This is a genomic window from Paenibacillus canaveralius, assembly GCF_047238265.1.
In the GTDB taxonomy this organism is placed as follows: domain Bacteria; phylum Bacillota; class Bacilli; order Paenibacillales; family NBRC-103111; genus Paenibacillus_F.
Map to the genome: position 1 here is coordinate 80,236 of NZ_JBDFMM010000001.1, position 22,421 is coordinate 102,656.

18 protein-coding genes are annotated in these 22,421 nt (G+C 49.5%); all 18 read left to right on the forward strand.

Annotated elements, in window-relative coordinates:
- Window positions 1-39: 39 nt before the first annotated feature.
- The 18 genes from spoIIID (at window position 40) to metK (ending at window position 22,146) form a co-directional block, all read left to right on the forward strand.
- Complete coding sequence (gene spoIIID / locus ABC395_RS00400) at window positions 40-330, forward strand: sporulation transcriptional regulator SpoIIID (protein ID WP_009676986.1); 291 nt, start codon at window positions 40-42, stop codon at window positions 328-330.
- 167 nt (window positions 331-497) lie between these two features.
- Window positions 498-1,499: a rod shape-determining protein gene (mreB, locus tag ABC395_RS00405; RefSeq protein ID WP_413000127.1), complete on the forward strand. Its 1,002-nt coding sequence runs from the start codon at window positions 498-500 to the stop codon at window positions 1,497-1,499.
- Between the two features lie 9 nt (window positions 1,500-1,508).
- Window positions 1,509-2,327: a flagellar hook-basal body protein gene (locus ABC395_RS00410; RefSeq protein WP_413000128.1), complete on the forward strand. Its 819-nt coding sequence runs from the start codon at window positions 1,509-1,511 to the stop codon at window positions 2,325-2,327.
- Between the two features lie 76 nt (window positions 2,328-2,403).
- On the forward strand, window positions 2,404-3,273 hold the full coding sequence (locus ABC395_RS00415; protein ID WP_413000129.1) for a flagellar hook-basal body protein: 870 nt from the start codon (window positions 2,404-2,406) through the stop codon (window positions 3,271-3,273).
- A 29-nt stretch (window positions 3,274-3,302) separates the two neighbouring features.
- Window positions 3,303-3,560 carry a DNA-directed RNA polymerase subunit beta gene (locus ABC395_RS00420; protein WP_413006661.1) on the forward strand — a complete coding sequence of 86 codons (258 nt, stop codon included), beginning with the start codon at window positions 3,303-3,305 and terminating at the stop codon, window positions 3,558-3,560.
- Window positions 3,561-3,676: 116 nt separating this feature from the next.
- Entirely contained in the window at window positions 3,677-4,231 is a 555-nt protein-coding gene (locus ABC395_RS00425; RefSeq protein WP_413000130.1) for a CDP-alcohol phosphatidyltransferase family protein, read from the forward strand.
- A 201-nt stretch (window positions 4,232-4,432) separates the two neighbouring features.
- Window positions 4,433-4,861, forward strand: a complete 429-nt coding sequence (gene fabZ / locus ABC395_RS00430; RefSeq protein ID WP_009677001.1) for a 3-hydroxyacyl-ACP dehydratase FabZ — start codon at window positions 4,433-4,435, stop codon at window positions 4,859-4,861.
- Window positions 4,862-4,905: 44 nt separating this feature from the next.
- Entirely contained in the window at window positions 4,906-6,600 is a 1,695-nt protein-coding gene (locus tag ABC395_RS00435; RefSeq protein WP_413000131.1) for a phospho-sugar mutase, read from the forward strand.
- A gap of 100 nt (window positions 6,601-6,700) precedes the next feature.
- Window positions 6,701-8,764 carry a DUF5693 family protein gene (locus ABC395_RS00440; RefSeq protein ID WP_413000132.1) on the forward strand — a complete coding sequence of 688 codons (2,064 nt, stop codon included), beginning with the start codon at window positions 6,701-6,703 and terminating at the stop codon, window positions 8,762-8,764.
- Window positions 8,728-9,873, forward strand: a complete 1,146-nt coding sequence (gene csaB, locus ABC395_RS00445) for a polysaccharide pyruvyl transferase CsaB (protein WP_413000133.1) — start codon at window positions 8,728-8,730, stop codon at window positions 9,871-9,873. The genes ABC395_RS00440 and csaB overlap by 37 nt, the downstream gene beginning before the upstream one ends.
- 15 nt (window positions 9,874-9,888) lie before the next feature.
- Entirely contained in the window at window positions 9,889-10,662 is a 774-nt protein-coding gene (locus ABC395_RS00450) for a WecB/TagA/CpsF family glycosyltransferase (protein WP_413000134.1), read from the forward strand.
- Between the two features lie 119 nt (window positions 10,663-10,781).
- Window positions 10,782-11,894, forward strand: coding sequence for a glycosyltransferase family 4 protein (locus ABC395_RS00455; protein WP_413006662.1), 1,113 nt, complete (start codon window positions 10,782-10,784; stop codon window positions 11,892-11,894).
- 263 nt (window positions 11,895-12,157) lie between these two features.
- Window positions 12,158-15,712: an S-layer homology domain-containing protein gene (locus tag ABC395_RS00460; RefSeq protein WP_413000135.1), complete on the forward strand. Its 3,555-nt coding sequence runs from the start codon at window positions 12,158-12,160 to the stop codon at window positions 15,710-15,712.
- Complete coding sequence (locus tag ABC395_RS00465; protein ID WP_413000136.1) at window positions 15,642-16,028, forward strand: S-layer homology domain-containing protein; 387 nt, start codon at window positions 15,642-15,644, stop codon at window positions 16,026-16,028. Before ABC395_RS00460 ends, ABC395_RS00465 begins: the two co-directional genes overlap by 71 nt.
- Window positions 16,029-16,458: 430 nt before the next feature.
- Complete coding sequence (locus tag ABC395_RS00470) at window positions 16,459-19,455, forward strand: S-layer homology domain-containing protein (protein ID WP_413000137.1); 2,997 nt, start codon at window positions 16,459-16,461, stop codon at window positions 19,453-19,455.
- Window positions 19,456-19,522: 67 nt separating this feature from the next.
- Window positions 19,523-20,092, forward strand: coding sequence for a hypothetical protein (locus ABC395_RS00475; RefSeq protein ID WP_413000138.1), 570 nt, complete (start codon window positions 19,523-19,525; stop codon window positions 20,090-20,092).
- A gap of 420 nt (window positions 20,093-20,512) precedes the next feature.
- The gene (locus ABC395_RS00480; RefSeq protein WP_413000139.1) at window positions 20,513-20,791 is read left to right on the forward strand and encodes an alpha/beta-type small acid-soluble spore protein; all 279 of its coding nucleotides are present in this window, start codon (window positions 20,513-20,515) and stop codon (window positions 20,789-20,791) included.
- 146 nt (window positions 20,792-20,937) lie between these two features.
- Window positions 20,938-22,146 carry a methionine adenosyltransferase gene (gene metK / locus ABC395_RS00485; RefSeq protein WP_413000140.1) on the forward strand — a complete coding sequence of 403 codons (1,209 nt, stop codon included), beginning with the start codon at window positions 20,938-20,940 and terminating at the stop codon, window positions 22,144-22,146.
- Window positions 22,147-22,421 lie beyond the last annotated feature (275 nt).

A 22,421-nucleotide genomic window follows, 5' to 3' on the forward strand; every position in this document is an offset into this window, starting at 1 on the left:
TATAATGTACCAAACTATCCGAGTAGGGAGGCGAGGGGAGTGCACGATTACATCAAAGAGCGAACCATTAAGATCGGAACTTGCATCGTTGAGACGAGAAATACGGTTCGCACCATAGCGAAGGAGTTTGGCGTTTCCAAAAGCACGGTGCACAAGGATTTGACGGAGAGACTGCCGGAAATCAACCCGGAGCTGGCCAACCAGGTCAAAACGATCCTCGAATACCACAAATCGATCCGCCATCTTAGGGGAGGGGAAGCGACCAAAATCAAATACCGCAAGACTAAACCTGTCAAATCCGCTGAACCGCTTGTTACGGTTAAATCCTGACTCCCAAGCCCGCCCTTCCTTCCGGAAAATTGTCGAAATTGTCCCGAAAAAAGAGGAATTTCTGTTTTTTTCTGCGAAATTAGCTTATAATGAAAAATATGTATACTATTCGAAGCACCGCTTCAGTTTATGGGGATGGACGGTTAGTTTAGGGAGGATTATTTTTCATGTTAAGTAAGGATATCGGAATCGACTTGGGCACTGCGAACGTCTTGATACATGTGAAAGGACGCGGCGTAGTGCTCGATGAGCCCTCGGTTGTGGCGATCGAAAGCGATACAAAACGCGTTCTCGCAGTCGGTGAGGAAGCCAGGAGAATGGTAGGACGTACCCCCGGTAACATTGTGGCTATTCGTCCGCTCCGCGAAGGTGTAATCGCCGATTTTGAAATTACTGAAGCGATGTTGAAACACTTTATTTCCAAAGTTGGGGGCAAAAGCTGGTACTCACATCCTCGTATCCTCATCTGCGCGCCTACCAACATTACTTCTGTGGAACAAAAAGCGATTCGGGAAGCGGCTGAACGCAGCGGCGCACGCGAAGTGTTTATGGAAGAAGAACCGAAAGCCGCTGCAATCGGCGCCGGAATGGACATTTACCAGCCGAGCGGCAACATGGTCGTTGATATCGGTGGAGGGACGACGGACGTGGCCGTGTTATCCATGGGTGATGTCGTCACCTCTTCCTCCATTAAGATCGCCGGCGATAAATTTGATACGGCGATTACCAAGTACATCAAGAACAAATACAAATTGCTGATCGGCGAACGCACCTCCGAAGACATCAAGGTCCAAATCGGTACGGTACAAGCCGACAGCGCTCCGAATGAGATGGATATCCGCGGCCGGGACATGGTGTCCGGTCTTCCTTTAACGATCACGATCCGCTCCGGTGAAGTGCAGGAAGCACTGTGGGATCCGATTTCTTCTATCGTAACTGCCGCAAAAAGTGTATTGGAACGTACACCTCCGGAACTTTCTGCCGATATAATAGATAGAGGGGTTATTTTGACAGGTGGCGGTGCCATGCTTCACGGTCTGGATCAGCTTCTGGCGGACGAGCTTAAGGTTCCCGTTCTGATTGCGGAAGACCCGATGCACTGCGTCGTCAAAGGTACGGGCATCATGCTCGACAACTTGGACAAAGTGACCAAACGAAAATTCGTATAGAGGTGACTCATGCTTAGGGGATTATACACGGCGGCATCCGGCTTGACCATGCAGCAGCGTAAACACGATACCGTGACGAACAACATTGCCAATCTCAATACACCGGGCTTCAAACAGGAATCCACTTCGGCACGTTCCTTTCCTGAGGTTCTTATTTCGCGTATTCGCGGAGGAGAAGCCGGTGACGGAACAGTAGTAAATGTGGGCAGAATGAATACGGGCGTATTTGCCGAGGAAACCGCCAGGCTTATGGCACAGGGTCCGCTTCAGCAGACGGGAAATCCGCTTGATTATGCGCTTGTTTCCGATATTCAGGTAAACGGTTTGAGGTTCGATAACGGCGGCAAGGCTGTCGGACCGGACGGTACCGTCGTATACCAGCCGGAAGCGCTGTTTGTGGTCGAGAATCCGCAGGTTGCGGGGGAACGGCATTATACGCGCAACGGTAAATTCACGGTCGATGCGGAAGGCTTCGTGGCGAACGCGGACGGTTACCGTTTAGTGGCGGCTAACGGCCAGACGGTCCGTTACGATCCGGCTAATCCGCCCATTCCGCTTGTAATGAAGGTACAGAATCCGAATGTGCTCCTTCCGGAAGGCAACGGCCTTTTCACGGTAGGCCCTAATGACGAGGGACAAGTTGTGGCACTGGCGGCAGGAGACCAGGTTGAGGTCCGCAAAGGTTTTGTCGAACGTTCCAACGTGGATCCGACTCAAGCGATGGTCGATATGACGACGGCGGCCCGGGCTTATGAAGCCAACCAGAAGATGGTTCAGTTCTACGACCGCAGTATGGACAAGCTTGTCAATGACGTAGGCCGGGTATAAACAGCAGGCATGATAAAATCCCTCTCAGGGAATGCTTTCGAAGCGGCTTTCTCCGGAAAGCTTGGAGGAGATCACAATGAACAACTCGATTATTAACGCATCGGTTACGATGCAGGGCCTGCAGCAGAAGCTGGATGTATTGGCGAACAACATGGCGAACGTCAACACCGTCGGATACAAAAAGAAGGAAGCTAGCTTCGAAAATGTTCTGACGAACACGATGAATCAGCCGCAGGGTTTTATGAAAACCGGACGGATGACTTCTCTCGGGCTGCCTCAGGGCTGGGGCGCCAAGCTGGTCGGCCTGCAGAATATTATGACGCAGGGCAGCTTGAAACCGACGGATGAACCGTACGATCTGGCTATTGAAGGGGACGGTCTCTTCGAGGTGACCATTCCCGGTTCCAACACGCCGGCTTGGACCCGTGACGGAGCTTTGAAGCTGAGCGCGTACAACAAAGTGGACCCGGCTACGGGCGCTGTAACCAAAGCCATGGGGCTGGCGACCAAAGACGGCTACTTCGTGAAGGATACGGTCAGCAACCAGCCGATTGAGATTGCGGTCGATCCGGCCGACCCGACCCTGCAGAACAGCCGCGTCCGCGTGGACGAGCAGGGGCGTGTAGTCGTGTACAACGAAGCCAATCCGGCGAGTACGGGCAGGCAAGTCGGCCAGATTAAGCTGGTCAAAGTCATTAATCCGCAGCTGCTCGGCGAAGCCGACGGAAACTACTTCCGTCTGCCGGCGAACGTGGCGCAGAACAACGTTTTCGATGTCAATACGGACGGCGTGACCGTCAAGCAGGGCTTCCTTGAGCAGTCCAACGTGGATCTGCAGCAGGAGATGTCCGAACTTGTTATGATTCAGCGTGCCTTCCAATTGAATTCAAGAGCAATCTCCTCGGCGGATACGATGATGGGGCTCGCTAACAACTTGCGCGGCTAATGCGTGAAGGAGGGGCGATTCTCGTGTCCATGGAAGAAGAGAGCAAGGAGACGGAAGCATCATCATCTACGCAGGCTAAAGAACCGGACGCTGTTAAGCCGGAAAAGACTTCCGGGTCCGCCGGGACGCTTCGCGTTCTGAAGAAACTGCGCGTTCCGCTCATTTTTTTGGGAGCCTTGATCATCGGGCTTTGGATCGGATATTCAGGCATCGGCGGTCAGCCGACTTTAGACATATTCAGAATCAGCACCTGGAAACATCTCTTCGATTTGGTGTTTGCAGACTGAGCGTGGGCTCCCGCAAGGGAGTTTTCTTTTTGCCCGGAGAAACGGTATAATGGAAACCAATGAAAATGAGAGGAATCGCGCCTGTTCCAGCTTTAGCCGTAGAAAGGGAGAGACGATTGAATTTACCGAATCTGCTTACCATAAGCCGTTTTTTTCTAATTCCCGTCTATCTGTACATTTTCTATGCAGGCTATACGAAACTGGCTTTTCTCGTTGTCGTCCTAGCGGGCATAACTGATATTGCAGACGGATATATCGCGCGCAAGCGGAATCTGGTTACCCAGATGGGCATTATGCTCGATCCGCTTGCGGATAAATTGATGATGATCGCGGTTATCATCTCCCTGCTCAGCTCCGGGATGATCCCCTGGCTGGCCGCAGCAGCTTTTTTCATCCGGGATATCGGCATGATCGCAGGGTCGGCTTTTTTTCATTTCCGCGGCAAGCGAACGCTTCCGGCCAATGCGATGGGCAAGCTGACGACGGTTCTGTATTACCTGGCTGTCCTGCTTATCCTCTTTCACGTTCCTTATGCAACGGGATACCTGGCGGCCGTCATCTTGTTTTCCTTCGTCACTTCCATTATTTACGTGGCCCAGTTCTATGCGGCCAACCGGAAAACGCGGCAAATAAGCACGGAGGAAACAAGCCCGGTAAAAAAAGGGTCATAAAGACCTTGTTCGAACCTCGAAAAATTGTTTATAAAGGATAGGGAAGCAAAAAAAGAGCATATTCCACGTCCATTTCGATGGCCGTAAAATACGCTCCCTTATATCAACCTTCACTTCTGCAGCCGTGAAGGGATAGGGTTAGTGTGAGTTGTTTCAAACCAAAATATACAAACGGAAAGCGTCGGAAGGAGCAAGATTGTAATGTTGGACAACAAGCAGATTCAGGAGATTATCCCGCACCGCTACCCCTTTTTGCTGGTAGACCGCATTTTGGAGGTAGAGGACGGCGTCCGTGCCGTGGGCCTCAAAAACGTAACGGCGAACGAACCCTTTTTCCAGGGACATTTTCCGGGCTATCCGGTTATGCCGGGCGTTCTTATTTTGGAGGCACTCGCACAGGTCGGAGCGTTTGCGATTTTGAATGTGGAAGCCAACCGCGGGAAAATCGGTCTGCTGGCCGGTGTGGATGGGTTCAGATTCCGCAGACAGGTAACTCCTGGTGACACGCTGACGCTGGAAGTGAAAATCACCCGTTTGAAGGGTACCATAGGCAAAGGCCAGGCAACCGCTAAAGTCGGAGAAGAACTGGTAGCCGAAGGTGAAATCATGTTTGCCCTGGCAAACGCCTAAACAAATAAAAAGATCCTATCATTTTAATAAGGGGACGATGAACGATGACTCGTGTACAGAATCTTTATGAAAAATGGTTGCAGGACCCGTCTATTGACGAAGAAACGAAAAAAGAGCTTCAATCCATTGCAGGGCAGGACAAAGAGATCGAAGACCGTTTCTACAAGGATCTTGAATTCGGAACCGGAGGTCTTCGCGGCGTAATCGGCGCGGGTACGAACCGGATGAACTTATACACGGTAGGAAAGGCTACGCAGGCTCTTGCGGAATTCGCCTTGAAAAACGGCGGGGCGCAGCCTTCCGTTGTCATCGCGTATGACTCTCGCCACCAGTCGCCGGAATTTGCCTTGGAAGCTGCGCTTGTTCTTGCGGGCAACGGAGTGAAAGCATACGTGTTCGAGGCACTGCGTCCGACACCCGAGCTTTCTTTTGCCGTACGTGAGTTGAAAGCTTCCGCCGGTATCGTTGTAACGGCCAGCCACAACCCTCCGGAATATAACGGGTATAAGGTATATGGGGCCGACGGAGGCCAACTGGTGCCGCATGATGCCGAACAGGTGCTTGCGAACATCCAGAAGATCGAGGGATTCGACAGCGTCCGCAAAGTCTCCCGCTCCGAAGCCGAAGAGAAGGGACTGCTGGAATGGCTGGGCGCAGAGTTGGACGAGAAATACTATGCGGCCGTTACATCCGTGAGCCAGCATCCGGACGTTATCAAGCAAACGAGCGGAGACTTCCGCATCGTATACACCCCGCTGCACGGGACGGGCAACAAACCGGTTCGCGAAGCTCTGAAACGCATCGGTTTCGAGCAGGTGCGCGTCGTGAAGGAGCAGGAGCAGCCCGACAGCAATTTCTCCACGGTCAAATCGCCTAACCCGGAAGAGCGCGAAGCTTTCACGCTTGCCCTGAGAGACGCCAAGGAGTGGGACGCCGATATCATCGTGGGGACGGATCCGGATGCCGACCGTATGGGCGCAGTGGTCAAAGACGATAAAGGCGAATATTTCGTACTCACGGGAAACCAATCGGGCGCCATAATCGTCAATTATTTGTTGGGATCTCTAAAAGAACGCGGAGAGCTGCCTGCTAACGGCGTCGTGATCAAAACCATCGTAACGAGCGAGATGGGAGCCGTTATCGCGGAAAGCTACGGGGCGAAGGTACTTAACACCCTGACGGGATTCAAGTACATCGGGGAGAAAATGACCGAGTTCGAATCGACCGGAGAGCACCAATTCTTGTTCGGGTATGAAGAGAGCTACGGCTACCTGGCGGGAACATACGCCCGGGATAAAGACGCGGTTGTAGCGGCCATGCTGATTTGTGAAGCGGCTGCTTATTACAAGAGCCAAGGCAAAACGCTTTACGACGTTCTGCAGAATCTTTACCGTCAGCACGGCTTTTTCCTGGAGAAGCTGGAATCCAAAACGCTTAAAGGTAAAGACGGCGTGGAGCAGATCGGCCGGATGATGGAAGACTGGAGAAACAACCCGCCTGCTTCTATCGAGGGCGTCGAGGTTGCGGAAGTAGAAGACTACAGCCGCGGCATCAACGGGCTTCCTAAAGAAAACGTATTGAAATTCAAGCTCAAAGACGGCTCTTGGTTCTGCCTCCGTCCTTCAGGAACGGAACCGAAGATCAAATTCTACTTTGCGGTAAAAGGAACGACGGGCGACGAGGCGGCGAAGCAGCTGGATGGTCTTGTGCGCTTCGTTCTCGGCAGAGTAGAGCAGTAACTAACCGAACCTCACCAAGGCCCCTGCATCCTTACGTTGCCGGGGCCGAGAGGTTTTCGGGTACAAATGACGCATGATTCAAGAAACGGAGTTGAACAGATTGGTACACAGGTATACTGCGGCTAACCGGATGCTGCGCAAGCTTTTATGGTGGCTTGTCATTATTGGCCTTCTGGCTTCCCTGCCGCTTGCCTTCTTCCGCGAACAGACGGAGAAGTCCGCAAATCAAGTGGAGTTTGTGTTTGATTATCGCGACTTATTGGAGATGGCCGATATGCGGCCGAATCCGCAAGGATTTGTATCGGAACAGCTTCAGGCGATGAAAAAAGCCGGCATCGGATCGCTTGCCGTGTACGAATCGACGCTTTCCGAATTGAGATTGAGCCGTCGTATTGAAGTGTTCTCCTCCAAGGATGCAACCTCCCTTACGCAAAAGCCGATCTCGCCGAACGAAAATTTCACGTATATCCTGTTCACCGACCCGGCATCGGAGTCCCAGATTAAACCGATGATCGAGACGGCTTTTAACAAGCTCGGTATTAAAACAAGCCCGTGGAGCTTCAAAAACCAGTCGGGCATGATTATCGAAATGAACATGGAAGAAGCTAACATGAAGCCGATGGATCCCGATCCGATTACGCTTCAAATGATGAAAGATGAGGGCTTCCGTATCGTGGTGCGTCTCGGCAACAAACGTGAATTCGTCACGAACGAGATGGATGCGATGCTGGCGAAACTATACAAATTGGGTACCCGTCGTGTCATCATTGACGGAGATTATGCCCCGGGATACTCGGACGATCCCGAGCAAGTTACTCTCCACAAGATGGGGATTCTGCTGAAAAAGTACGATATGGGCCTGGCCAATATCGAAATGCTGAAACAGCCGCAAAAAGGCTTTGGCTCTCTGGCCAAAGATACCGACTATAACGTCGTCCGCCTGCACTCTTTCACGGAGAAAGACGGAGAGAAACTGACGGAAAACTTGACCAAAGAAGATCAGGAAGCCCGTATTCAACAAACGGCCGACCGTTTTGTGCTGGCGGTTAAAGACCGGAACATCCGGATGATCTTCCTGAACGGACGTGCCGTTAAAAACTTGGACAAGGCTGCGATCCTCACTCCGCTGGATGGCTTGTACGAGAGCTTGAACGGCAAAGACGGGGCAATCAAACGGATCGAGGATGCCGGATTCAAAGTAGAACCGGCCAAGCAGTTCGACTATAAGTACAACGCCTATCAGAACGTAGCCCGATTCTTTACCCTGATCGGTGGAGTTAGCCTGATTGTACTGTTGATCGGCTACTTCGTTCCCGAAGCCGTACTGGCGCTGTTCGTTATCGGCTTGTTGGGCGCGGCGGGACTGTATTTTAAATCGCCGGATCTTTACGCCCAGGGACTCGCGCTCGCTTGTGCGATATCGGCCCCGAGCATCGCGGTGATCGAGGCGATCCGCTCCGTTCAATCGGGACGGGCCGCGAAGGCGAAATCAGCCGTGCTTTATGCCTTGTGGCAGCTCATTAAAACGACACTGATCTCCTTAATCGGAGTCGTTTACCTGGTTGCTTTGCTCAACCACATTTCGTACTTCCTGGTACTCCAGCAGTTCCGCGGTGTGAGCCTTCTGCACTTGCTGCCGATCGCCATCGTCGGTCTCTACCTGCTGTTCTTCCGGGAAACCTTAAACTACCGGGAACGCGGAGAACGCGTGAAAAAGCTCCTTTTCACAAACGTCAGCGTGCTTTGGATTGTCGCGGCAGCCGCGGCAGCCGGAGTTATCTTCTACTACCTGTCGCGTACGGGCAATGAAGGACAAGCTTCCGCTTTCGAGCGTTACTTCCGTTCCTTCTTGGAAAATACGCTGGGTGTCCGTCCGCGGACCAAAGAATTTTTGCTGGCGCATCCGCTATTCCTGCTCGGAGCTTATCTGGCGGTCAAATACCGGAACGCGGTCTATCTTCTGCTGATCGGTGTTGTCGGACAGCTGTCTATCGTGGATACATTCGCGCATTTGCATACGCCGCTTGAGATCTCGGGTATCCGTATCACGTATGGAATCGTATTCGGCGCCATGATCGGACTCGTACTGATCGCCGTCTGGGAAATTGCATCAAGGAGTTGGAAAGCATGGGCCGCGAAGTCGCGCACAAGAGCAAACGGTTAGTTGTTTCGGGCTATTACGGTTTTGACAACAGCGGTGACGAGGCCGTTCTGCAATCCATTCTTTTTGCGCTAAAAGAACAGGGGGAGACGGCGGGCGTTCGGATCCAACCTGTCGTGCTATCAGCCAATCCCCAGCGTACACGCGAAATGTATGGAGTGGAGGCCTGCCACCGGATGAAAGTACCGGATCTGTTCCGGGCAATCAAATCGTCCGACGGTCTGATCAGCGGCGGGGGAAGTCTGCTGCAGGATGCGACTAGCTCCCGCACGATTCCTTATTATCTGCTTGTCCTTAAGCTGGCCCAGTGGATGCGCAAGCCGACCTTTATTTATTCGCAGGGGATCGGTCCGGTGAACAACCCGCGCTTCTTTTCCTGGATCCGGTCCACTTTCAAAAAGTGCGCCATGATCACGGTCCGCGACCAGGAATCCGCGGATCTGATCGGACGCATGGGCGTACCGGCCGCTTCGGTCAGCGTAGTGCCGGACCCGGTCATGGGCCTCCCGCTGCGCGGGGAGGCAGCCTCCGGCAAAGCCGGCGCTGCCGGCACCGGGGGCGAAACCGCCCGCGTTCCCGTCGTGGGCGTTTCCGTCCGCTTCTGGAACGCGGACCGATCCGAGCTGGACGCGCTCGCCGAGGCGCTGCGCGCCGTGATGGACAGACGCCGCGTCGAGGTGCGGCTTCTGCCGTTCCATCTCCCTTCGGACGAGGAAGCTTCCGCCTATGTGGCGGAGCGTCTCTCTTCCGCGGGAGAAGGCGGGGACGTCCGCATCGTGCGCGGCGTCACGCATCCGCAGGACATGCTCGCCGAGGTGAGCGCCTGCGACGTGCTCGTCGGCATGAGACTGCATTCGCTGATCTATGCCGCCTCGCAGTTCGTGCCCATGGTCGGCGTGTCCTACGACCCGAAGATCGACCAATTCCTCGCCCGGCTCGGAATGAAGGCGGCGGCATCGACGCAGAGCTTCGACGCCGCGGCGGTAGCCGCCGAGATCGGCCGGCTGCTGGACGGCCGCCGCGAGTGGGCGGACGGCAAGCAAGCGGCCATCGACCGGCTTAAAAAAGAGGCGCAGCTGCCGGCGCAACAAATCATGCAATTTTACCGTTAAGAGGGATGAAGACCAATGACTGCTAATGCAAACGCAAGCGTGCCGATTGTCCGGATCTACGGCGTTCCCGTTTCGAAAATGAATATGAAGGATACCGTCGCCTATTTGACGGGGGCAATCGAGTCCCGCATTCCGCATCAGATTATAACCGCCAACCCGATTATGATCATGTCGGCCCTTGAGGACCCGGCCTATATGGAGATGATGCGCAGAGCGGAGCTGATTGTCCCGGACGGAGCCGGACTGGTTTGGGCCGCCGGCTATGTCGGACAGCCTGTCGCCGAGCGCGTTCCGGGCATCGATCTCATTCATGAGCTGATGAGAACCGGAGAGCCCCGCAGATGGAAAGTTTATCTGCTGGGCACTACTCAGGAAACGATCCAGACGGCTGCGGCTAAGCTGGCCCGTGAATATCCTCTCATTGATATCGTCGGGTACAGGGACGGATATTTCGGAGAAGCGGAAGACCGGCAGGTTGTGGACAGCATACGGCAGCTGCAGCCGGACATCCTTCTCGTCGGCCGTTCTTCCTCGACGCAGGAGCCTTGGATTGCGAAATACAAGCGGGACCTGGACGTTCCTGTTATAATGGGCGTAGGCGGAAGCTTCGACGTTTTGGCGGGCAAGCTGAAGCGTGCACCCAAAATTTTTCAAAAGCTTAAGCTGGAGTGGTTTTACCGCCTGCTTCAGGAGCCGTCCCGTTTCGGACGCATGCTGGCTTTGCCCAAATTTGCGTGGAAAGTGATTCGCGACAAAGAAAATGTGTTAAAAACCGATGAAAACCATTGAAAATTGGCGTTGTCCGTCTGTTTAGGTGTAAAATAGGACTGGTAATGTTTATAAAGTAGCAGTATAATTTTGTCGGCAGTACAAGTTACTCGCGACAAGAGGGGTTGAAAAAACCGATTATGTATGGATTATATGTGCTGGGCTTTGTTGTATCCTGCCTGTTTGCACTGTTGTTGACCCCGCTGGTCAAACGTTTTGCCTTCTGGGTAGGCGCCATTGATAAACCGAATCACCGTAAGGTACATACGAGAATCATGGCGCGTATGGGTGGAGTTGCGATTTTCTTGGCTTTTGTCGGAGCATACTTTGTCATTTCACCGGCCCTTTCCGATGTTAACGGAAACGCGGCACTGGCGTTGGTGCTCGGGGGATTTGTTATTGTGCTTACCGGCGCTCTGGATGACCGTTTCGAGCTTTCTCCCAGATGGAAGCTTCTCGGACAATTCGTTGCGGCCTGTATCGTAGTGGCGTGCGGCTTGAAGATCAACGAATTCAACGTGCCGTTCGGCGGACATTTCTCCTTGCCCGATTATGTGAGCATGCCTCTGACCGTTCTTTGGATCGTCGGCGTTTCCAACGCGGTGAACCTGATCGACGGTTTGGATGGTCTGTCTGCCGGTGTATCCGGAATCGGTACGGGTACCATTCTGGTTCTGGCGCTGCTGACACCGTTCAGCGATGCTTTTACCGTCATCTTGCTTTGTACCATTCTTCTTGGAAGCATTTCCGGATTTCTGTTCTACAACTTTCATCCGGCCAAGATCTTTATGGGAGATTCGGGAGCCTTGTTCCTCGGTTTTGCCTTGGCAACACTCTCGATACTCGGATTCAAAGTATCCGTCGTTCTCTCCTTGCTGACGCCTATCATGATTCTGGGTGTCCCGTTGTCCGATACTTTCTTCGCTATTATGAGACGCTTTCTTAACAAGAAGCCGATCTCGGAAGCGGATAAGAATCACCTGCATCACTGCCTGCTTCAACTGGGATTCAGCCACCGTACCACGGTGCTGATTATTTACGGAATCGCGGCGATGTTCGGTGCGGTAGCTATCATTTTGAATAACTACACGGATTCCGCTTGGTTAACGGTTTTGATCGTTGTCATTCTGCTGTTTGTACTTGTAGTGGGTGCCGAAGCGATCGGGATCATCAGCAACAGTCAGAAGCCGGTCATCCGTTTTCTTCAGAAGCTGTTCGTGAAGCCTTCGGTAAACAGCCGTTTACCTAAATAGCGGCACGTATTCCGGCAATAAGTTAATTGAACTTATAAAATTATATCTAACCATTCCATCCGCGGAATGGTTTTTTTGTGTTCTTTTTATTCCAGAAAATGAGAAATGGCTAAACATTTCGGCGATACAGGCCGATATTTAGAATACAACTGTTTAAAGGACACCATGATCAGCTTCGCTCAACACCGGAAGGGGGCCCGCAGGCAGCAAGATTGTACGTTCCATTGTAGATTTCATCCATTTATATAAGGAGGAGTTTTGTTTTGAAAAAGCATACCCGTAAATGGTTCAGCGTTCTCGTGCTCTTTTCGATGCTGATTAGCCTGCTTCCGCCTCTTACGGCTTACGCGGCTTCCACCATTTCCATCACCAACATGTACAACCAGACCGTAAACTTCGGTACGGACAAGGAAGCTCCACAGGATTACAACAACGTTACACGCGTAACACGCAATCCGTTCACTCTGAAAGCGAGCATTTCCAACATCAGCGATTCGCAGATCAGCTCAATTTACTATGAGATCATGAACGTTAATACAAAGCAGGTTACAGTGGAGAAATCCCACAAACCTACACAAACGGGCGCGAACGAGATTACATTCTCGAACATCACGCTTTCCGAAGGCTTGAACCGCATTATCGTTAAAATGGGAGACACTAACACGTTGTCTTCCGCACCGGGCTGGATTTACTATACGCCAACGACCAACCTGACCGATTTTACGGTAAATAACGCCGGTCTGGTGGACGGCAAAATTTATCCGGTTGACCGCGGCAACATCAAGCTGGGTGTTACGGCTGTCGATATTAAAGCCAAAGCTTCCAACGCGAACGAAGTAAAAGCATATGAAACCGGAAGTACGGTTCCTAAAATCGGTATTCTTAACCGGACCGAAGGCATGGTTTATTTCCGTGGGGGAGATGCCGCCGCAGGCTGCGGTTCCACGGGTGAAATTTGTCTGAAAGCCGGGGATAACCGGATTGTTTTTGATTCTAGTAACGATTCGAACTCCTACCAGACGGAAAAACGGTTCGTGTACGACAACGGCCAGCCGTTTGCTTTCGGGGTACAAATGGGCATCACAAGCGCAGGCACTACCCAGTCTCTGTTGGACAAGCCTAACTTCGACGTAAAAGAACTGACGCTTAGAACAAGCCTTAAAGTCGACTATGATTCGACCGGCGCATTGCGTCAGAACCGTGTCGATGTGCTGATCAACGGACAGCAGGTAGCTGCGGGTCTTGACCTGAATACGCCAAGCAGCTCCGTAGGGGGCGCAGTCAAGAAGTTTGTTCCGAACTCCACGTTCACGCGTGCCAATGAATATGCGGCTTATGATCTTGTTCTGGATCTTAACGTTGCCGGTCTGACCGAATGGACAGCTGCTCGTAACCCGCAAACGATTCAATTTATTTTCAAAGATGCAACAGGTTCGGCGGGACAAGGGGAGTCTTCGTATACCTTTAACTACACCAACCCGAACGAAGCCGGCATTCTTGATGTTTCGATGGTAACGGGCAAAGACGCCGCTACGAACACAAACATCTACACTTCCTTAACTGAGTCTGCAACGACCGAGGTTAACGAACTGCCGGTAGAAATGAAGATTAAAGCTAACGGACACACAGCTAAAATCAAGGTTTTCCTGGATGGCAAAGAAATCGCAGAAGTTGCCAATCCGACCAACAATGAATTTATCTACAAACTGGAGAATATCACCGACGGCCAAAAGAACATCAAGTTTGTTCCGGTGGATGCTTCAGGCACACTGATCGAAAACGGAAGCCGTCAGTATACGATCCAAATTAACAACGCACCGTATATTATCGCGAACCAAATCGCAAGTCCGGGCAACACAGGCATCACACTCCGTGATGTTAAAGAGCTGACTTGCGGCTCCGCCGTCGCTTGTCTTTCGGGTAAAGCGGTCAACTACCTGCCTACAGGCGCCGGTAACAAAGTCGAGCTTTATGTCAACGACAAAATGATCGAGCTTCAAGCAAGCGACTTTGACGCCAATCGTCAATTTAAGTTCGACCTTGCAAGACTGGGCACGAAATACGGCATTACGCCGGCTCAACTGTTCAGCGAAGGCGCTAACCAGATCAAGTTCTTTATGTATGTAAACAATTCGCTGATCAGCAAGGCGATTTATAACGTCAACCTGATCACGGCCGAAGCGCCGGAAATCGTTCTTTTCGTACCGAATGAAGATTCGGTCGGCAAGAGCAAGTATCCGAAAGCCCAGAAGCCGGATATGTATGCCACGAATGAACGCACCGTTCAATTGAACGGTAAATTCTTTAACACGACTAACGCGGGCAACGTTACCGTTTCCCTGAACGTGTACTCGAAAGATAAAGACGGCAACCCACGCGCGGATTACCATGTATGGAGCAGCGCTAACGGTTCCAGCACGAACGTAACCGGCGGATTCTTCACGGGCATGCCTAGCTCTGGCGTTGAATTTAGAACGAATGCCATTAAGCTTCCTGAAAAAGGCGAAATGACCTTCCAGTTCACCGTTACGAACCAAGCTAACATGAGTGTTTCCAAAACGGTTACCATTGCACGTGAACCGCTGCCATACGTGGTGAAAAAACCGGTACTTATCGAAAATGAAAAGCATGAATACCAAGCGAACATCAACAGTAACTTTTACACGATTGTGATTGATGCCGAGAAAGCGGACAGCGTTACTTTCGGTAAAGAGACGGCAAGCAAGCAAACCTTGAACGAAAACGGCCTCGATGTCGATCGTTTCTCTTATGAAGTGAGAGACTTGAAGGCGGGTAAAAACACGATCAAGTTCACGGTAAACCGCGGAACTTCGAAAACAAACGGTACTATCGTGCTGTACAACACGAATACTCCGGTTGTCGGAGCGGAATATCTGGACGATATGACCAGCAACTTCAACGTATTTAACGGTGACGTTAAACTGAAGTTCGATAAAGACACCAAGCTTATGCGCTTTAAACCGACTTTCGATAACAATCAGTACATTACTGCCGATCGTAAAGTTTACTTCGGTATAGCAGATACCGTTGACGGCCGTGTAGACAAGATCAACAACCCGTTCAGCAGCGACTATGCCAAGTCTTTACTTGCCAGAAAAGGCAAGGGCGACAACTTTAGCGCAGCGAGCAAATTGTTCTATATCGATTCCGGTACGATTCCTGAGAAAGCAAGCGGACAATCGACGGAAGATTATCTGCAAAACGCTCTCCGGGGAAGAGGGATGGAACCGTTTGATCTTAAAAACAACTTCTATACCCGTTCCGTTGATCAAACGGTCGTTCCTACCAAGCGCGGTACGCTGACTCTTAAGTTCGACCAAGCTATCCGTGACGATGCCGGTAAGTATATTTCCGTCTTCTTCTTTGATACGTACGAGCAGTACAACACATTGACAGGCCGCGGTTGGGTTAATCTTGGCGGCGTTGTGGATGTGAAGAGCAACACCGTTACGGTTCCGTTTGAGAAATTCGGTTACTATCAAGTAATGTACATGGATAAAGGCTTCGATGATGTAACAGGCCATCCGTGGGCAAGAAATGAACTGGAAACCTTGTTCTCCAAAGGAATCATGAACAGCAAAACGAACTATTCGTTCAGCCCGAACGAACCGATTTCCCGTGGCGAGTTCGCTACTATGCTCGTTCGTATTTTTGATCTTCCTTTAAATTACAGCGGAACGCCGACCTTTATCGACGTATTTAAGGTTGAGAATCTGTACGGATTGTATGACTTCAAGTACATCGAGACAGTCTGCAAGAGCAGGTATCGTCAGGGGTACGGCGGGCAACCGCTTTAGTCCCGACAGCTCGCTTACTCGTCAGGATGCGTCCGTAATGATTGCCCGTGCGGCAGATTTGAAGCTGGGCACGGATAACAAAAAGATTCTCGCAGGGCTGCAAAAAACATTTACCGATGCGAATACGATCGATTACTATGCCCAGCCGGCCGTAGAGGCCGTTGTGAAGGCTAAATTGATCGAAGGCAAGCCTAACGTGCTTATCGAAGGCCAGAAGAAAGAAACCGTCCGTTTCGATCCGCTGGAAACCTTCACGAGAGCCGAGGCGGCTATTGTTGCCATTCGTGTTATGAAGCAGCAGGGCAAACTGAAGTAAAAAGGTAAAAAGAAAAGACACGGCAGCGCATTGCTGTCGTGTCTTCTTTGTATATGAAGATATCCGGACTCAGAGTCTTCAAAATTGGACATCCCTATTTATCCCAAGCTATAATACATAAGGGTAATAAAAAAGTTACAAAAAGATTTCAAAAAAAATAAAAAAAATCGCAACAGCCGCAACTTTTTTCGAAACCGCTCGTTTAATACATTGGAAGAGCAAGAGAGCTCCAAAAACGCAAGGTTTTCTGGAATCATTTCTCAAAATTCTTCTTTACGTAGCAATAACGCCCATGTATAATGTTTAAAGTGGTGTTAGATGTCTACATATCTATTAGTTTCGTTACTAGATTCTATGTGGTCTTTTAGGCTGCAGATGAATTAGTTATACATTTAGGCTCAACCACTCTGGAAAGGGGGTGAATCATTCAATGAGTAATATGAGCTCTAGAATTTCTAATCACTCTCAAAACCCGAAAGATATTCAAGGAGGAGACAAAAAGGTTATGAAAAAAAGTTTATCCGTAATTCTTTCCACAGCTATGGCATTGTCCGTATTTTCTTCCGTAGCATTCGCAGCTAAGGCTGATGATTTCTCTGATCTTAAAGATCTGGACGCGGCTACAAAAGCCAAGTTCGATTCCATGATTCAAGCAGGCATCTTTGACGGGGTTGAAGAAGGCCGCTTTGGTCTGAACGACAAAATGAACCGCGCCCAATTCGCTAAAGTAGCAGCTCTGATTTTCGAACTGAAATCTTCCGCTACTACTTCCAGCTTCGAAGACGTTAAATCCAGCGACCCTGCTAACGGTTACGCTCTTCCTTACATCGAAGCTCTTCGTGTTGCCGGCATCACTGACGGTAAAGCAGAAGGCAAATACGTCCCAGCTGGCGATGTAACTAAAGAAGAACTCGCTACATTCCTGATCCGTGGTCTTGGTAAAGAGTCCGAAGCTAAAGCTAAGCCGGGCGTTTCCGATAAAACAGTTTCCGACTGGGCTAAAGGTTATGTTCAACTGGCACAAGAACTGAAATTGTTCGAAGCTCCAGCTGGCCAACCTTTCAACGGTACTGCAGCTGCTACGCGCGACCTGCTCGTAACTTCCGCTTACCAAGCACAACAACTTAACAACGCTAGCAAGAAGCTTTCCGTATCCGAAGCTAAAGCTACTGGCGTTAAAACTGTAACAGTTAAATTCAACCGTGAAGTTGATACTGCTAAAGCATCCCTTGCTCTGAAAAAAGGTACTGCTTCCGTAGCAACTGACGTTAAATGGGCAGACGACAAGAAATCTGCTGTACTTACACTGACTAACAGCAAAATTAATGCTGGTGCTTACTCCGTAACACTTAGCGGCCTGGCTGCTGAAACAGTTGACAAAGCTGTAGCAGAATTCTCCGCTGAAGACGAGAAACTGACTAAAATCGAGTTCTTGAACCCTAGCGACACAATCGCTTACAGCAAGAACGTAATGATTAAACTGGCTGCTACGAACCAATACGGTGAAGCTGCTTCCCTTTCTGCTGGTGCATACACTGTATACGCTGGTAACAACAACGATGTACTGAAAAGAATCACTAAAGCAGAAGACGGTACTCTTCGTTTGATTCTCGACACAGCTACTGGTGATAACTACAAGCAAGGCTACGGCGTGGTAGCAGTTAACATCATTGAGAACGATTCCCGTGTAAGTGTAAATAAAACGTTTAAAATCGGAACGCAACCGATCATCACGAAGAGTGAGCTGGGTACAGTAAAATACTCCAGTGGTGACGCTCTTTCCGGAAAAGGCCAAACGGCAACTGTTGAGTTGCTCCGTTACGACCAATACGGCAACCTGGTAGCTGCTGACGATTCCGAAGATTACGACAAAACAATTACTCGTTTCTTCTCTGAATATGAGAAAAACCTGAAAACTGAAGTTGTAAAATCCGGAAACGAAGGTATTCTGAACGTAAAAGTATCTTTGCTTGATAACGTAGCTAAATCCGGCACTTATACACTGAATGTTCAAACTCAAGCTTCCTTCTCTTCTGCTAAAATCAACGTTAAATCTTCGAAAGTAGCTACGAAGGTTAAACTTGGTGATGTAAGCAAGGAAATCTCCGCAGGTGACGACGAAGCAATTATCGATCTTACTGCATATGACAGTGAAGGTAACCAACTGAGTGCAGATGATATCGTGAACAGCTTGAAAACAAATCAAGGCAACGATAACACTGTAAACCTTTCGACTTCGAACGGTAAGATTGAAATCGTTCAAAGTGGTGAAAACAAAGGTAAACTGCGTATCACTGAAATGACTGCAACTGACAAGAGTGTTATCAGCGTAAGCATTGTGTTGACATCCCCAGGCTTGAACTCGTTCGACACAAAAACTTACAATGTTAAAGGTGCACGTATTCCTAGCACACTTAAGCTGACTAACGATCCAGCTAAGAAAGCATTGCCAGGTGCAACTGCTGATATCGAGCTGAACGTACTTGATCAATTTGACTCCAAGCTTGACAAAGCAGTTACTGGCGATGTATACGTACAAGTATCCTTCGCTTCTAACAATGCTGGTGTTACGCTTGTAGAAGACGGTTTGAGCACTCCTATCACTTCAACTAAATACACTGAAGGCGATCTGAAAACTTTCAACAAAGGGTTCGATGTTAAAGTTGCAGATTCTGTAGATAACGCTAGCAACAACATCTATGGAACATTCAAAGCTGAACTCGTTAACTCTAAAGGTAATGTGCTTGCAAGCATTACTAGAGACGTTAAAGTAATTGATAAAACTGCAGACCTTTCTTACACGGTAACACCAGTTTCTGATCTTTATGCAGCAGCTGATAAACTGACTGTTAAAGAACAAAAAGAAATCGGAACTAGTGCTCTGCGTAAAAAAGTTAAAATCACTGCGAAAGACAACGCAGGTGACATTGTTGCACTTCCTTCCAACGTAATTACTTCCATTGCTACTTACAATGGTTCAGTTGTTGTTGCTGAGCTTGTAGGAGGAACACCTTACGTACTGGGTAACAAAGTTGGCTCCACTACAGTAGCTGTTGGTTACAACACTGCTAAAGGCGAGCAAAAAACTGCTTCTATCTCTATCAACGTTAAAGACGAAGCTGTTCAAGTTGCTAAAGTTGTAGCTGAGAATGACAAAGCAGAATTCAAGAAAGCTACTCCTGTATCTGCTCAAGAACTTCTCGACCTGACAGTAACTGATAACTATGGTGTTGAGTATGGCAAAGCTGTAATTGCTGATAACAACAACATCCTGGGTGTTATCTACACTGCAACCGATGTACAAGGTAGCGGTTCTGTAACAATCTCCAGCAAAGGTGAAATCACAGTTACTGGAACTGTTTCGAGCTTTACACTGCAAGCTATTGCTAACGGAAAATCCGATTCTACTGTAATCACAGTTAAGTAATCTACTTTCCAACAGTAAAATAAAGGGGACCCAATAGGGTCTCCTTTTTTCTTAAGGAGGTTCTTTCATGAAGAAAGTTATAGGACTCGGGCTGGTTATATTAACAGTACTCGCATCTCCTATTCATGCCGCAGCTCCGACACCCGGCTCCGCAGATGACCCGGTCGTAACCAAGAGCTATCTGGAACAATACGTTCAAGGGCTTGGCGGGTCCGTCGGTACAGGCGGGGGAAGCAATGGCTTAACGGAGAGCAAAATTAAAGAAATCATTGCGCAAGAAATCGCAAAGTTGCCAACGAACAACGGTGGAAGCGGAACGCCATCCACAAGCCAAGGCAATGCCATGAAGGTCGTTGTGCTTAAAGCCGGACAAACTATTCTGGCCGATGCGGGTTCTGAGCTGATTGTACGTAATGGTAAGACTCTGGCCGTGAGTAACGATGACAATGGCATTCCCGATGTAACGGCCGGCAAAGATCTGGCTGCTGGTACAGTGGTACAAAACAATCATCTGCTAATTTTCCCAAGAGACGGTCGTGGCGTTAAGCCTGATCTAAAGGAAACAGCAGACGTGTATGTGATGGTCCGTGGCGGTTACGTAGTGCAAAATGCAGATGGCACTAAGGTCCCCCAATAAGGGACAACCAGGACTAGAACAACAACGTTTTTATAACAGATAAAGTGGCGTGGATCCCAGTATGGGTATCCCGCCATTTTTTATAAATAGTTTTTGTGTAAAGGTCTACTTAAAGCCGGAATTGGGCAAATAATGATTGTTCTTACTTAGAACTTGTTTGACATTTGCGTAAACTTTGGCTATGGCTTATGGCTTCAATACCTTATACGTAAAAATGTTGGAAATTTCTGCGTGATTAACATAATTTAAACATCGATCTTTACCCTGCATTATTCGAAAGGACCATCATTCGTTTAAGGACATCAATCAATCGATAACCTTCACTCCCCATAAATTAACCAAGCTGACAACAACTTATACGGGTTGAATGAAGCGGTAAGGTGATACTAATCCCACAACCAGTGAAGGAGTGTGAAAAAGATGTCGAAGAACAACAAAAAGTTAGTTCCCGAGTCACACAAAGCTTTAGACCTACTTAAATACGAAATCGCCGCGGAAATGGGCCTGCCAGTGGGAAAACAAGCTTTGGGAAACTTGGATTTAAGCACGGAGTTTGCTTCCGAGCTGGGTTCAATCCCGGCAGCTTCAATAAAAGAAGACTACTGGGGACACATCAGTTCACGGGATAGCGGTGCGGTTGGCGGGGCAATTACAAGCCGGTTAATTCGCAGGGCGGAAGAGGTTCTCTTCACTTTATAATTCATACCTGTTTCGTTGACATTCATCGACAAATGAAGTAACATAACTTCAAGAAGGTCCTGAAGCAACCTTTTCCACCGAGGAAAAGGTTCATTTTTTGTGTAAGTTCGCACTTGTTTCTACATACTAAATCAAGTAGGAGGTCGATGACATTGGCACTAGAACGCGGCAGACGTTTGTTTACATCCGAGTCCGTGACAGAAGGTCATCCCGATAAAATTTGCGATCAGATTTCCGATGCGGTGTTAGACGCATTTTTGGAGAACGATCCTAACGCACGCGTAGCTTGTGAGGTATCCGTGGCTACCGGTTTGGTTCTGGTCATCGGCGAAATCACGTCCCGTTCCGAATATGTGGACATTCAAGCCATTGCCAGAAAAACAATTAAGGATATTGGTTACACACGCGCGAAGTATGGTTTCGACTACCAGACGTGTGCAGTCCTTACATCCCTGAACGAACAATCCCCTGACATCGCACAAGGGGTAGACCAGGCTCTCGAAGCCCGTGAAGGCCAAATGAGCGACGCTGAAATCGAAGCGATCGGTGCAGGCGACCAAGGTCTTATGTTCGGATACGCAACAAATGAAACACCGGAACTGATGCCGCTGCCGATTTCGATGGCGCACCAGCTTTCCCGCAGACTGACTGAAGTCCGCAAAAACGGTTCACTGGAATACCTCCGTCCTGACGGTAAAACTCAAGTGACGGTTGAGTACGATGGGGACAAGCCTGTACGTGTTGATGCGATCGTAGTATCTACACAACACAGTGAAGATGTCACTTTGGAGCAAATTCAAAAGGACATCAAAGAACACGTTATCAAACCAATCGTTCCGGCGCAATTCCTGGATGAGAACACCAACTACTTCATCAACCCTACGGGCCGTTTCGTAATCGGCGGACCTCAAGGCGATGCCGGTCTGACTGGCCGTAAAATTATCGTAGATACCTACGGTGGTTATGCTCGTCACGGCGGCGGTGCGTTCTCCGGTAAGGATCCGACAAAAGTCGACCGTTCCGGCGCATACGCGGCTCGCTATGTGGCTAAAAACATCGTTGCTGCAGGACTCGCGGAAAAATGCGAAGTACAGCTGGCTTACGCCATCGGCGTTGCTAAGCCGGTTTCCATCAGCATCGATACGTTCGGTACAGGCAAAGTGAGCGAAGAGAAGCTCGTTGAGCTCATCCGCAAACATTTTGACCTTCGTCCTGCCGGTATCATCAAGGAGCTTGACCTGCGTCGTCCGATCTACAAGCAAACGGCTGCTTACGGTCATTTTGGCCGTAACGATCTGGATGTTCCTTGGGAACGTACAGATAAAGCTGAACTGCTCAAAGCGGACGCTCTGTAAGATTCATTTTAGTACAACTTGTCTGAAAAGGCGTGAAGAACACGGCTTGATCCTAACGGGTCAGGTCGTGTTTTTTTGTTCGCTAAATGTATGAGAGGATACAATTGGTTTGATTTAAATTTCTATATAAATAGAAACGGAAGTTAGCGACATTAGGGATCAGCGGTCCCCATAGAAATAGTTATGCGAAAAAACAATCACAGCGAACAAGGATACTATGCTTTTCTCTCCTTAATAGTTCCTCAATAGCTATCTTGTTTAAGTGCTTCTAATTT

Bases quoted from the DNA above. Each gene is read 5' to 3' on its own strand.
- ABC395_RS00435 (WP_413000131.1), top strand. From the start codon at position 4,906: ATGACTCGTGTACAGAATCTTTATGAAAAATGGTTGCAGGACCCGTCT.
- ABC395_RS00475 (WP_413000138.1), top strand. From the start codon at position 19,523: ATGAAGAAAGTTATAGGACTCGGGCTGGTTATATTAACAGTACTCGCA.
- csaB (WP_413000133.1), top strand. From the start codon at position 8,728: ATGGGCCGCGAAGTCGCGCACAAGAGCAAACGGTTAGTTGTTTCGGGC.
- fabZ (WP_009677001.1), top strand. From the start codon at position 4,433: ATGTTGGACAACAAGCAGATTCAGGAGATTATCCCGCACCGCTACCCC.
- ABC395_RS00410 (WP_413000128.1), top strand. From the start codon at position 1,509: ATGCTTAGGGGATTATACACGGCGGCATCCGGCTTGACCATGCAGCAG.
- ABC395_RS00455 (WP_413006662.1), top strand. From the start codon at position 10,782: ATGTATGGATTATATGTGCTGGGCTTTGTTGTATCCTGCCTGTTTGCA.
- ABC395_RS00480 (WP_413000139.1), top strand. From the start codon at position 20,513: ATGTCGAAGAACAACAAAAAGTTAGTTCCCGAGTCACACAAAGCTTTA.
- ABC395_RS00470 (WP_413000137.1), top strand. From the start codon at position 16,459: ATGAGTAATATGAGCTCTAGAATTTCTAATCACTCTCAAAACCCGAAA.
- metK (WP_413000140.1), top strand. From the start codon at position 20,938: ATGACATTGGCACTAGAACGCGGCAGACGTTTGTTTACATCCGAGTCC.
- ABC395_RS00450 (WP_413000134.1), top strand. From the start codon at position 9,889: ATGACTGCTAATGCAAACGCAAGCGTGCCGATTGTCCGGATCTACGGC.
- ABC395_RS00465 (WP_413000136.1), top strand. From the start codon at position 15,642: ATGACTTCAAGTACATCGAGACAGTCTGCAAGAGCAGGTATCGTCAGG.
- mreB (WP_413000127.1), top strand. From the start codon at position 498: ATGTTAAGTAAGGATATCGGAATCGACTTGGGCACTGCGAACGTCTTG.
- ABC395_RS00420 (WP_413006661.1), top strand. From the start codon at position 3,303: ATGGAAGAAGAGAGCAAGGAGACGGAAGCATCATCATCTACGCAGGCT.
- ABC395_RS00415 (WP_413000129.1), top strand. From the start codon at position 2,404: ATGAACAACTCGATTATTAACGCATCGGTTACGATGCAGGGCCTGCAG.